This window comes from Paenibacillus lacisediminis (assembly GCF_046567315.2).
In genome coordinates, this window is record NZ_JBKIAX020000017.1 from 62,555 (window position 1) to 75,185 (window position 12,631).

Consider the following 12,631-nt stretch of genomic DNA (forward strand, 5'->3'; position numbering starts at 1 on the left):
TTACTTCGCGACCTCCAGCTTGTAGCCGACGCCCCATACGGTCGTGATCATCGCCGCCGCTTCCGGCGAAACCTTGTTGAGTTTCTCCCGCAGCCGCTTCACATGGGTGTCGACCGTCCGCAGATCGCCGAAAAACTCATAGTTCCAAACGTCCTTCAGCAGCTCCTCCCGGGAAAACACCTTATCCGGGGAAACCGCCAAATAATGCAGAAGCTCATATTCTTTGGGCGTGAGGCTGACTTCCTGACCGCTTGCCGTAACCCGGTGAGCGTCATGCTCGATGACGAGATGAGGAAACACGATATTGTTGCTAGTCCCGCTTTCTTTGGACAAATAGGCTGTCGCTGAGGCGCGGCGCATGATCGCTTTCACCCGGTAAATCACCTCTCTGGGGCTAAACGGCTTAACGACGTAATCGTCGGCGCCTACCTCAAATCCCTGAACCCGGTTGATTTCCTCACCTTTGGCCGTCAGCATCAGCACCGGCGTCGATTTGACTTGCCGCAGACGGCTGCAGACCTCGACACCATCGATTCCCGGCAGCATGACATCTAGTACGATCAAGCCGTAGTCATTGACCGTCGCTTTTTTCAAAGCCGTTTCGCCATCCTCGGCCTCATCGATTTCATAGCCTTCTTTTTCCAAATACATTTTAAGCAGCCGACGGATTCGCTCCTCATCGTCGACTACCAGAATGCGGTTCGTTTCATCTGACATTAACAACAACCCCTCCATCTTCTTACCTAGTGCGCGTGAGCTTCCTTTTGATTTGCTAATATTTAATCGGTGCCCGCATAAGAATGCAGGCCGGCGATAACCAGGTTAACCCCAACCAACGTGAACATGACCACGAGGAAACCCAAAACCGCTAGCCAGGAAGCCCGGCGGCCTTGGAAGCCCCTCGATAAACGAAGGTGCAGATACGCGCTGTAGAACAGCCATGTAATCAGGGCCCATACTTCCTTCGGATCCCAACCCCAAAATCTTCCCCAAGCCTGTTGCGCCCAGATCATCGCAAACACAAGCGCGCCCAGGGTAAAGATCGGAAACCCGATCGCAATCGCCCGATAGCTGATTTCATCCAGATCGTCCGGATCGATGGCCCGCACCGCCGGAGCCAGCGCCTGAGCGAGCGGTTTGCGAAGGATCGCACGAATCAGTACATAAAGCACCGCACCCGTTAGTATTGCCCAGAGGATCGTATTCAGCTTGCGTCCGGCATTGGCGCCGTTCATCCAGGAAGGGGCCTCGAACAAAGGCTGTACCATTCCCAAAAACGGTTTGATTTGCTCGGGTTCGCTATCATACGGTGCTACGATCGGCGGAAGCTGATAAACTTCTTTTCCTATTGTACTATCCACTTGTACTTGGCTGTCAATCTTTGTCTCATTTTGTATGAATACCGCTTCGTATCCGGCGGCCCGGAAAGCGAATACGGAAACAAGAAAGCCCACTACTATCATAATCGAAAAAAACGTAAATTCAATCCATCGTTTTTGCCGGCGCGCGGATTTACCGGTTCCTCTAAAATCGATGACCCGCAGCAAATACATTAATCCGGCGATAAACCCGACGGCAAAAAAAGATTCCCCCGTTGCCGCCAGCGTGACATGGATATACAGCCAAATGGAACGCAGCGATGGAATCAGCGGCTGAACCTCCTGCGGAAACACGGCGGCATAAGCCATAATGATAATCGCCAGCGGAAGCGCAAACACGCCGAGCAAAATTTTGCGGTAGATCAAAAAGACGACCGTAAAGGCGATCATAATCATCATCGACAAAAATGTCATGAACTCGTACATATTGCTGACCGGCACATGTCCGCTGTAGGCCCAGCGCGTTCCGCAATAGACGAGGTGCGAAATGAGGCCCAGCGAGGATGTCGCAAACGAGAGGCCGCCCCACTTCTGCTCATGCCGCTTCGGGTCGCGATTTCTCCACGTTTTTCCGGTCACGGCAACGATGTAAAAAATAAAGGCAGCGCAATACAGGAAAAAAGCGATCATAAAGGCTGCTCTACTGATTTCCAAAAATATCATGGACGTTCCCCTCCGTTTTCCAATGACTTCTCATCCACATCGATGCCCATCGCTTTCAGAAACGCGGACACTTCGCGGCGCATGCCAAACCAGTTTTTCGTCGTATGGCCGCCCAGCGTCAGCTTGCCGCCGTCCACACGCAGCCAAATCCGGCGGTGCTGCCAGTAGAATCCGAGAACAAGCCCAAGCATAACGATCGCCAGCCCCAGCCAGACAAATGGCATGGCCCGGTCGACGCGGATGTTCAAGTAACTGGAGGCGCTGATGAAATCGACATCCTCCATGCCGAGAACATCAATTGCAAGCTTGTTCTGCAGTCCGCCCAGCTTCTCGTTAATCGCATCCTGCTGGAAGCGTTCCTTGTCGACCTGCTTCGGGAAGTAAATGTATTGCGCGCCTTCCTTAGGCAAATCCGGACCTTTGACCAAAAATAAAAAGGCCGGCGCGTTGGGCTCCCCGGACAAGGAGACCGGCTGCCCCTGTTCGTTCAGGGAAAATTCCATGTATTTGTTCTGGAGCTCCAGCGTGTAAGGCCCCAGCTTAAACTCGCGCTGCGGATTTTTCATCTCCAGCTTGAATTTCCCGTACTGCTCCCCGGTAACCTTGTCCACCAGCACCGGCTGCACGGAGCGCAGCTTCGGCGTCAGATCGAAATCGAACTGATACGCCTTCAGGCCTTTATAACTCAGCGGGTCGTTGACCCGGATCGCATGCCGCTCCACCTCCTTGAGCTTCGGCTGTTTGGAGGGATCGTCGCAATCGGCGGTGCATTCATACAACGTGGCCTGCGTTTCGTACAGCTTCGGGACGATTTTGCCGGTTTTTTTGAAGTCGTCCGACATTTCATCCTCACTGTAATATTCCACCGTGAATTTTTCGTTTTTCAAATACAGATTCGTATCGGGAATCCGGGTGGTTTCTCCCTCCGGGAACCAGTAGTGTTTGTCCATGTGCAGTCCCGGAAGTCCGCGGAACAATACGGCCAGTAAAAAAATAATCAACCCGATGTGGATGACATACGGCCCCCAGCGGCTGAACCGCTGTTTTTCGGCCAGCAGCGCATCCCCGTCCGTATGGACGCGGTAATGTTTTTTGCGCAGCGGCTGAACCGCCCGCTGAACCCAGGCCTTGCCGTCCTCGCCAATTTGGCCCTGGTAGACGATTTTTTGCCGGGTCAAAAACTCCAGGTGTTTGCGGACCTTCTGTTTTGAAAGCGCTTTGTAAAGCGGCAGCACCCGGTCCAGGCTGCAGATGACGAGGGAGGATCCGATCATCACCAGCAGCAGAATGAACCACCACGATTCGTACGTGTGCGATAGGCCCAGCCTGTAATAGATCTCGCCGATCGTTCCGTATTTATTTTTGTAGAAGGTGGAAGGATCAAAATTGATAAAATTGCTTTCCTGCTCGAAGATCGTGCCGAGGCTGGCGCTGATCAGCGTGATGATGATCAGATAAACCGCAACTTTCACCGAGGAGAAAAAATTCCATATCCGGTCGATGAAATTCGGGTTCGCCCGCTGCGACCTTCTAGCCACGCCGTCGTAGCGCATTTCCAGCAGTTCCCCGGGAGCTCCGTCGTCCTGCAGCGGTTTGCCGCATGATTCGCAAAGCACAGTGCCGACCCGGTTCTGGTGGCCGCATTCGCATTTCGTATTTTCGATGAACGCCATCGTTCTCCTCCTTTCCTATCAAGGGTTAACCAGCTGCGCAATTTGATCGTCCAGCGTGTCGAGGTTTAGCTCGCCCTGATGGATGGAGGCAATTTTTCCTTTTTTGTCCACAAAAAACGTCGTTGGCATCGGCACGATGCCATAATCGCGCACCGCCTTGTTGTCGCTGTCAAATAGAATAGGAAATCCGGCGCCGGTCTGCTTGACGAAGTTTTCTACGGTCATCTCGTCTTCCCCCGTATTGACCCCCAGAATAACGACATCCTGATCTTTCCACTTTTCCCATTGGGTCTGCAAGGCGGGCATTTCCTTAACGCAATACGTGCACCAGGTCGCCCAGAAATTGATGACCACCGCTTTGCCTTTGTACTCGTCAAGCGTATGTACGTTGCCGTCGAGCCCCAGCAGCTTGAACGCCGGCGGCTTCTCCCCTACGACGGGCTTGCCGGAGTCATCGCCAAACACCGCGTTGCTGATCGCATAACCGCCAAGGATCACGATTAGCGCTAATATCACGATCTGAATCGGCCGTCTCGCCTTTCCCATCAAAAACTTCCTTTCTATGAGCATAATCATAAAGTGATGAACAAATCGTGAACACTCTATGAACATTATAACGAAAATTGCCACAATTTCAGCCGTGGGAATTATGAATATTATGTGACGCGCAAAAAAGCGCGGCAATATCGCCGCACTATTTGCGTTTGGGAGCAGGGGTAGGGGAGGCGCTGCGGGCTTGTTTGTAGAGGCTGTCGACCTCTTCTTTGGTCAAGTGGCGATACAGGCCCCGCTTCAAATTGCCGAGAAACAGATCGCCGAACGAAATTCGCTTCAGCTTGGTCACCGGGTGGGAAATCGCGTCGAACATGCGCCGCACCTGGCGGTTTCGGCCTTCATGAATCGTAATGGAGATGGTGGCGAACTTCCCTTCCGGATCGACGTCATGGTACTCCGCCTCGGCCGGAGCCGTCATGCCGTCCTCAAGCATGATTCCTTTCTTCAACTTGTCCAGGTCGCTGCCGTGCGGCACTCCTTTGACCGTGGCATGATAAGTTTTGGGCACATGGTGTTTCGGATGCGTCAGCAAATGGGCGAATTCCCCGTCATTGGTCAGGAGCAGCAGCCCTTCGGTATCGTAATCAAGCCGTCCTACGGGATAAACCCGCTCCTTGACGCCTTTTAAATAATCGGTGACGATTTTTCTGCCTTGCGGATCCGCAGCGCTCGTAATAACTCCTTTCGGTTTGTTGAATACGAGATACAGCTTCTTTTCCGCGCCGATCGGTTTGCCGTCGACCGTAATGGCATCAACGGACGGGTCGGCCTTGGTGCCCAACTCCGTAACGGTTTCGCCGTTCACCTGCACCTTGCCGCTCAAAATCAGTTCCTCGCATTTACGGCGGGAAGCCACGCCCGCACCGGCCAATATTTTCTGCAATCTTTCCATAATCAATAGTCACCTCATATCACATGATACCTATAGAAGCACAAAATCACAATAGCCGCCGCGCGCGCAGAAAAAAGCCGCCCTCGGCAGCTTGGAAAGCGCCATGAACGGCCCTCGCTTCATCGAATCATCCGAACAGCAGCAAACAAACGACGATCGCGGCCACAAACCCGACCACATCGGAAAACAGGCCGACTTTAAGGGCATACCTGCCGTTTTTGATGCCGACCGCGCCGAAATAAACCGTCAGCACATACAGCGTCGTATCCGTGCTTCCCTGAATCGTCGAGGCGATGCGGCCGATCATCGAATCCGGGCCGTACGTTTTGATCAGGTCGGTCGTAAATGCGAGCGACCCGGTTCCGGTCAGCGGCCGCAGGAAGCCAAGCGGGAGCACTTCGGGCGGCACATTCAACCGCGTGAGCAGCGGTGCCATCCAGCCGACCAACATGTCCAGCGCCCCCGAAGCGCGGAACACGCTGATCGCCACCATCATGCCCACGAGATGGGGGATGATGCCGATCGCGGTCGAGAACCCGTCCTTGGCCCCGTCAACAAATGATTCATAAACGGGCACTTTTTTGAAATAAGCGTATAACGGTATAAAAGCGATCATCACCGGCACCGCCCAGGCGGATACCACGTTAAGCCAATCCAGCAAGCGGCATCACCTCTCCAGCGGTATCGTAGACGGTGTAGACGGGGGCGACTGCGGCGGCGTCCTGCGCAGGCTCCGCCTCCGGTACCAGCGGTCCGCCACAATGGCGGCCGCGGTGGCAATCGCGGTGGCGAGCAAGGTGGAGCCGACGATTTCGGCCGGATTCGCCGAATGAAAATTGATCCGGATCGCGATCAGCGTCGTTGGAATCAGCGTGATGCTCGCGGTGTTCAGCGCGAGCAGCGTACACATCGCCGGCGACGCCGTTTCTTTGTCGGGATTGAGCTGCTGCAGCTCCTGCATGGCCCGGATTCCCATTGGGGTGGCGGCGTTGCCGAGGCCCAGCAAATTGGCGCTCATGTTGGACAAAATGTATCCCATGGCCGGATGGTTCTTCGGCACATCCGGGAACAGATAGGCGACCACTGGGCCAAGCAGGCGCGAGATCGCCTTGACGAGGCCGGAATCCTCCGCCAGCCGCATAATGCCAAGCCAAAACACCAGCACGCTGATTAATCCAAAGCAGACCGTTACCCCCGTTGCCGCCCCGTCAAAGGCGGCCTGCGTCACCGTCCCGATGTCCCCCTTAGCGGCCGCAAACGCAAATCCGATCAAAATAAGTGCAAGCCATATTTTATTGACCATAGCGGTTTCCCCTCCCCTGCCCATTTTACCTTCCCTGCAGGAGCAGCCGTTTCATTCGGCCAGCAGCAGGGTTTGGATTACCTTTTTGAACGACCCGCCCCAGGCTTCCGGAAATTTTAAGGTATCGCTTGCCTGGTCTGTAGACGGTTTGCTCGCCCCTTGTTCATAAACAGGGACGGCGCCGATTTCTTTGCCGTCCAGCATCAAACTGATTTTTCCCCGGTAACCAAATGAAGCGGTGGACAGCGAACTGAGCTTCAGCCTTCTTTCGATTTTCCCTTTTTCCCTTTCGGCCAGCGGGTAGCTGAAGCCGGTTCCCGTAATCAATCCGCTTTTTACCGCTTGGCCTTCCTCGATGATTTTCGTTAGCGGAAAATTTGCAAACCCGTAATCGAGCAGCTTCCGGTGGTCGCTCCAATCATCTCCATCGTTTAACGTAACGACCGCCAGCTGCTGGCCGGCCCTGGTCGCCGAACTGACTAGGCAGCGCCTGGCGATTTTCGTATACCCGGTTTTTACGCCATCCGCCCCTTCGTAGAAGCGAAGCATTTTGTTTTTGTTCAGCCATTTATAATCCCAGGGATCGTTAGGATTCGGCGCCTTTTTGCTTGGCGTGCGGACGATTTCCTTAAACTGCGGGTTTTTGAGCGCGTAGGCCGTCAGTTTGGCCAAATCGTTCGCCGAAGAGTAGTGGCCTTTCGCATCCAACCCGTGCGGATTTTGAAAATGCGAATGCGTGAGGCCCAGCAATTCTGCTTTTTCGTTCATCAGGTACACGAAACCTTCCTCGGAACCGCCGACATGCTCGGCAATCGCCGTAGCGGCGTCATTACCCGAGCGGAGCATCAGGCCGTACAGCATATTTTCCAGGCTCATCTCTTCGCCCAACCGTAAAAACAAGGACGACCCTTCTTTAGCGTAGGCGTTTGGCCCGACGGTAACGGTATCTTCCAGCTTCCCGTGCTCAATCGCAACAATGGCGGTCATGATTTTGGTCAAACTTGCGATCGGCAGTTCCTTGTCCCCTTCAAGGCTGTACAAAATCCGCCCCGAAGTCACGTCAATCAACGCCGCCGCTTGAGCGTGAATTGGCGGCTCGGTTTCGGATGGAGCAGCCTGAGCCGCCCCGGTTTGCAACAAAAGCGGCAAAAGCAATATCCCCGCCACTTTTCCGTATAAGCTTCTCAGCACGCGGGATCGTGATAAATTCCTCATCATAGATTCCTCCGGTATTATGTAGCGAGTTCTTGGTTAACTATATGCGGCGGAAAGAGGGAGTATGTCCAAGCTTCCCGCCAAAAAAAGACCCCTTCCGGATGTCCCGGAAAGGATCGGCCGATCAAGCAAACGGATTAACGGCTGGGTTCGCATTCGGCGCATTCATGCCGGCCTGAGCGGTTTGGGCTGCTTGAGCGGTTTGGGCCGTAATCATGCCCCCATTTGCAGTGTTGATGCCCGGGAACATGGATTGGATTTTGTCGATGACCCCCGGAACAGCATCGATGATTCTTTCCACCAGATGGGTTTGGTTGTCCAATGGAACGATATGAACGCCCGATTTCCCAACGACGAGGAAGGCGATCGGATTAATTGAGACACCGCCGCCGCTGCCGCCGCCAAACGGATGGAGTTTGCCCCCTTCGTGGGATGACGCCCCGTTCTTTTCGTCCACGTTAAAATCGCTGCCCCCGGCGGCAAATCCGAAACCGACGCGGCTGATCGGCAAAATAACTCCGCCGTCCGCTGTTTGTACCGGCTCGCCGACGATCGTATTGACATCCACCATTTCCTTGATGTTTTCCATCGCCGTTTGCATTAACCCTTGGATAGGATGGTCAGCCATTTTTTCACTCCTCCCTTCACTTTTAACACGCGAACTATAAGTACCAGTCCTGCATATATAGCATAACCGCAGCGAATTTCCGCTATGCAGCTGAGTTCTGTGGAAAATAACGGCTTGCTGCCGAAGACGGGAACGACAAACAGCTTAGGCCTTTGTTGTAAAGAGACATAATGGGACAGCCATCCCACCAGGGTCGTCTTGAGTCCCCACAGCGCTCCTGTTAGGGTCGCCGTATGGGCGGCATTATCCAACGCGATGTTCGTGGACCATTCCAATCCTTGAAAAGTAACCTGGCGCAGCGTTGCGCTCAACCATTTTTTTAAACCTTTCGTTGTCCTCATCAATCGCTCAAAATTGTCGATCCACGAATTTACCTTATCCTTGTCGACACTCTGCTTTTTGCTGGACGAATCGAGTATCATGCTTTCGCTTCGTTCCTGCTCGATCTCCAGCCCTTCCCGCCAATTTTTTAACAGGATGGAAGGCACCTGATAGTGCATGGATATCAGCCCGTATAGCATCGTTATATCGAGCTTTATCGTATCGTCGCTGTTCACTTTCCGGATGAACAAACGCAGGCGGACTTTGGACATCAATATCAAAAAAATGACGAGCAGCAGCAGGATCAGGATGCCTCCGAGCCAAATCCACACGGGAAAGCCCTCCATACCTATCAAATAAAATTCTCCATAGTAGTATGCCTTTCCGGACAGGAAAAAATTCGCGAACTAAGAAAAACGCCTGACGGCATCCTTTTATGGCTCTGACTTCTACATTTGAGCGATTGGAGGGTATTATCTGTGGACGCTGCTCTAACGGACACCAGCGACGTTATCCGCCCATTTCCCGGGTATTTCCCAGCCTAACGAACTCATATGACGCTATTTCGCTTTAAACGAGCTTAATCGGGCCGATTCTGGGAAAATAGAGTCGTCTGGGTCCGTTACATTTTGCAAACCTCCATTTTTCCTCGGATAACGCCTCTGGTGTCCCTTAGCCCCATGATTCCTCTTATACTCCTGTCAAAACAGGCCGTTCAAAAGGTGAAGCCACCTTTTAATCGGCCTGTTTTCAAAAATTTTCCTTGGATCCGGCGCTTTCTTCGCCGTCCACGTCATCGATCGTAAGCTGCTGCTCCTCCAGCTTTTGAAACAACAGTTGCGTTTCTTCCTCCAATTGCTCCGGACTTTCGAAATCGGCCAAATCCGGCAGGTCGCCCAGGCTCGCCAGCCCGAAATAATCCAAAAACGCTTTGGTTGTTCCGTACAAAATCGGCCTGCCGATGGCCTCCGCCCGCCCCACCTCTTCAATCAGATCCTTGTTCACCAAGGTATGGATAGCCCTTTCCGATTTAACACCGCGGATTTCTTCGATTTCAACCCGTGTAATCGGCTGCCGGTAGGCGACGATCGACAGTGCCTCCAGCGCCGCCTGAGACAAGGAAGAACGGGACGGAGAGTAAGCCAGACGCTCGAAATACGGAACGTGCTCCGGCAGCGTCGCCAGCTGGTAGTTGCCTGCGATCTGCACGATCTGCAGCCCTCTTCCGGCCCGCTCGAACGACGACTTCATGTCCTCCAGCGCGTCGGCGACGAGCTCCTGCCGCTGCTCGGTTACCTCGGCCAGCTGTTTCAAGCTGAGGCCTTCTTCCCCGGCCAGAAACAGCAATCCCTCAATAATCGATTTCAATTCCTGAAAATTCATCGATCTTTCCTTCCCCTCTCCACTCCATGACAATATCATCAAACAATCTGTTTTGATAACATACAATCTGCTTCATTTTCATCAGTTCCAGCACCGCCAAAAAGGTCACGACGATCTCATGCCGGTACATCCCGTCATGCAGCAGCTTCGAAAACAGCAGCCTTCCGCCCTTCCCAAGCTCCTGGAGGGCCGACACCACGTCCTTGATCCGGTCCTTGACCGATATTTCATCACGGTGAATCCGCGCTACCGTATTGCGCTTGGCCGCCCGCCGCAGCGCTTTCTGGAACACGGCGATCAAATCGGCGGCATGCAGCCCTTTAACCGGATTCTCTACCACCTCGGGCATAAACGGGGTCAAATCCTCGGGCTCCTTGGAAAAGATCAGGCTCCGCTCCCATTCGCGTTCATGCAAATGCCCGGCGACTTCCTTATATTTGCGGTATTCGATGAGCTTGCGGATCAGTTCTTCCCGCGGGTCCTCCTCATCCTCCATCAAATAAGCGAAATCATCGTCAAATTCGATTACGGGCGGCTTGGGCAGCAGCATCTTGCTTTTCATCGACAGCAGCGTCGCCGCCATCACCAGGAACTCGCTCGTCACCTCAAGCTCAAGCTCCTGCATATCTTGCAAATATTCGAGGTACTGATCCGTAATTTCGCTGACGGAAATATCCTGAATGTCGATCTCCGCCTTATCGATCAAATGCAAAAGCAGATCCAGCGGTCCCTCGAAGGTCTCCAGCTTGTACAATACTGTCGTCAATGAACATCCTCCACCCGTAACCATACATATGTAAATAAGTTTACCTTAAAAATGAAAAAAGTAGTACCCTAACGTCGATTAGAGTACTACATTAAATAAGCACTATTTTAACTGTTTCGTCAAGTTCGCCATTTCGATCGCCGTTATCGCCGCGTCCCAGCCTTTATTCCCGGCCTTGGTGCCAGCGCGTTCGATCGCCTGCTCGATGTTTTCCGTCGTCAATACGCCGAAGATCGTGGGAACGCCGGTTTTCAATCCGACCGCCGCCACGCCTTTGGCGACTTCGTTGCAGACGTAATCGTAATGCGAAGTGGAGCCGCGGATGACGGTGCCCAACGTGATGACCGCGTCGTATTTGCCGCTTTCCGCCAGTTTTTGCGCCGCAAACGGAATTTCAAACGCTCCCGGCACCCAAGCGACGCTCACTTCTTCGTCTTTGGCGCCGTGCCGTTTCAGCGCGTCCAGCGCGCCGGACAACAGCTTGCTCGTAATAAACTCGTTGAACCGCCCCACGACGATTGCATATTTTAACCCTTCTGATATTAAATGCCCTTCAAATACGTTAGCCATATCAAACCATACCTTTCCTCTTGGAATAAAATATCATTGCGACTCGTCTTGCTCCAGATCGTCGAATTGCAGCAGATGGCCAAGCTTTGCCTGCTTTGTATGCAAGTACCTGGTGTTGTCGGCATTTTCCATCATTTGAATCGGCACCCGTTCGACCACTTCCAAGCCGTATCCTTCCAGGCCTTTGATTTTGCGCGGGTTGTTCGTCAGCAGGCGAATTCTTCGTACGCCCAAATCCTTCAGGATTTGCGCTCCGATCCCGTAATCGCGGAGATCCGGCGGAAAACCAAGCTTCAGATTGGCATCGACCGTATCGAGGCCTTCCTCCTGCAGCTTGTAGGCTTTCAGCTTGTTGATCAGCCCGATGCCGCGCCCTTCCTGGCGCATATACAGCAGCACGCCGCTTCCCGCTTCCTCGATCTGCCGCAGCGCCGCTTCAAACTGCGGGCCGCAATCGCAGCGGTGCGAATGGAACACATCGCCGGTCAGGCATTCGGAGTGAACGCGGACGAGCACCGGCTCATCGCTGTTGATTTCGCCCTTGACCAGCGCAACATGTTCTTTCGCGTCGACGTCGTTCGTATAAGCGACCGCTCTGAACTCGCCATAATCGGTCGGCATCCGCACCTCGACTTCGCGGTTGACCAGCTTTTCCTTTTCGTTGCGGTAATGAATCAGGTCTTTGATGCTGATCAGCTTCAGATCAAACTTGTTGGCGATTTCCGCCAGATCCGGAAGTCTGGCCATCGTCCCGTCTTCCTTAATCACCTCGCAGATGACCCCCGCCGGGTACGAGCCGCACATCCGGGCCAAATCGACCGCGGCCTCCGTGTGGCCCGCGCGCCGGAGCACACCGCCTTTTTTGGCGATCAGCGGGAACATATGGCCGGGCCGCCGGAAGTCCGACGGCTTCGCGTTCGGGTCCATGATCCCTTTGACCGTAAGCGAACGCTCGTAGGCGGAAATCCCGGTCGTCGTATCGGCATGGTCGATGGAAACCGTAAAAGCCGTCCCGTGATAATCGGTATTTTGCGCAACCATCGGCTTTAGATCGAGCTCTTCGGCCCGCTCCTGGGTGATCGGCAAGCAGACAAGTCCGCGCCCCTGCGTGATCATGAAATTGATCACTTCCGGTGTTGCTTTTTCCGCCAGGGCAACGAAATCCCCCTCATTCTCCCGGTCTTCATCGTCCACGACGATGATGACTTTACCTCGCATTAACTCGTAGATCGCATCTTCCACACGGTCCAAACGTATATCGCTCATTCTTTTTCCCCTCCTGT

Annotated in this window: 14 protein-coding genes; all 14 read right to left on the bottom strand. The window is 53.6% G+C overall.

Features of this window, described 5'->3' with window-relative positions:
* Complete coding sequence (locus ACLD72_RS25490; RefSeq protein ID WP_128634154.1) at positions 1–717, bottom strand: response regulator transcription factor; 717 nt, start codon at positions 715–717, stop codon at positions 1–3.
* Between the two features lie 62 nt (positions 718–779).
* A complete protein-coding gene (ccsA, locus tag ACLD72_RS25495) occupies positions 780–2,042 on the bottom strand; it encodes a cytochrome c biogenesis protein CcsA (RefSeq protein WP_411001327.1) in 1,263 nt (420 codons plus the stop codon).
* The gene (gene resB / locus ACLD72_RS25500; protein WP_411001325.1) at positions 2,039–3,715 is read right to left on the bottom strand and encodes a cytochrome c biogenesis protein ResB; all 1,677 of its coding nucleotides are present in this window, start codon (positions 3,713–3,715) and stop codon (positions 2,039–2,041) included. Before resB ends, ccsA begins: the two co-directional genes overlap by 4 nt.
* Positions 3,716–3,733: 18 nt before the next feature.
* Complete coding sequence (locus tag ACLD72_RS25505; RefSeq protein ID WP_128634157.1) at positions 3,734–4,261, bottom strand: redoxin domain-containing protein; 528 nt, start codon at positions 4,259–4,261, stop codon at positions 3,734–3,736.
* 148 nt (positions 4,262–4,409) lie between these two features.
* Positions 4,410–5,162, bottom strand: a complete 753-nt coding sequence (locus ACLD72_RS25510; protein WP_411001324.1) for a pseudouridine synthase — start codon at positions 5,160–5,162, stop codon at positions 4,410–4,412.
* Positions 5,163–5,289: 127 nt separating this feature from the next.
* Entirely contained in the window at positions 5,290–5,823 is a 534-nt protein-coding gene (locus ACLD72_RS25515; RefSeq protein WP_411001323.1) for a spore maturation protein, read from the bottom strand.
* 6 nt (positions 5,824–5,829) lie between these two features.
* On the bottom strand, positions 5,830–6,465 hold the full coding sequence (locus ACLD72_RS25520; protein ID WP_251586480.1) for a nucleoside recognition domain-containing protein: 636 nt from the start codon (positions 6,463–6,465) through the stop codon (positions 5,830–5,832).
* Between the two features lie 51 nt (positions 6,466–6,516).
* Positions 6,517–7,680, bottom strand: a complete 1,164-nt coding sequence (locus ACLD72_RS25525) for a D-alanyl-D-alanine carboxypeptidase family protein (RefSeq protein ID WP_411001400.1) — start codon at positions 7,678–7,680, stop codon at positions 6,517–6,519.
* 124 nt (positions 7,681–7,804) lie between these two features.
* The gene (gene ytfJ / locus ACLD72_RS25530) at positions 7,805–8,308 is read right to left on the bottom strand and encodes a GerW family sporulation protein (protein WP_411001321.1); all 504 of its coding nucleotides are present in this window, start codon (positions 8,306–8,308) and stop codon (positions 7,805–7,807) included.
* Entirely contained in the window at positions 8,281–8,961 is a 681-nt protein-coding gene (locus ACLD72_RS25535) for a DUF2953 domain-containing protein (RefSeq protein ID WP_411001319.1), read from the bottom strand. Before ACLD72_RS25535 ends, ytfJ begins: the two co-directional genes overlap by 28 nt.
* A 418-nt stretch (positions 8,962–9,379) precedes the next feature.
* Positions 9,380–10,012 carry an SMC-Scp complex subunit ScpB gene (gene scpB / locus ACLD72_RS25540; protein ID WP_251586487.1) on the bottom strand — a complete coding sequence of 211 codons (633 nt, stop codon included), beginning with the start codon at positions 10,010–10,012 and terminating at the stop codon, positions 9,380–9,382.
* Positions 9,981–10,802 carry a segregation and condensation protein A gene (locus tag ACLD72_RS25545; protein WP_411001317.1) on the bottom strand — a complete coding sequence of 274 codons (822 nt, stop codon included), beginning with the start codon at positions 10,800–10,802 and terminating at the stop codon, positions 9,981–9,983. The genes scpB and ACLD72_RS25545 overlap by 32 nt, the downstream gene beginning before the upstream one ends.
* Before the next feature lie 78 nt (positions 10,803–10,880).
* Complete coding sequence (gene ribH / locus ACLD72_RS25550; protein WP_128634165.1) at positions 10,881–11,348, bottom strand: 6,7-dimethyl-8-ribityllumazine synthase; 468 nt, start codon at positions 11,346–11,348, stop codon at positions 10,881–10,883.
* A gap of 33 nt (positions 11,349–11,381) precedes the next feature.
* A complete protein-coding gene (locus ACLD72_RS25555; RefSeq protein WP_411001315.1) occupies positions 11,382–12,614 on the bottom strand; it encodes a bifunctional 3,4-dihydroxy-2-butanone-4-phosphate synthase/GTP cyclohydrolase II in 1,233 nt (410 codons plus the stop codon).
* Between the last annotated feature and the right edge of the window lie 17 nt (positions 12,615–12,631).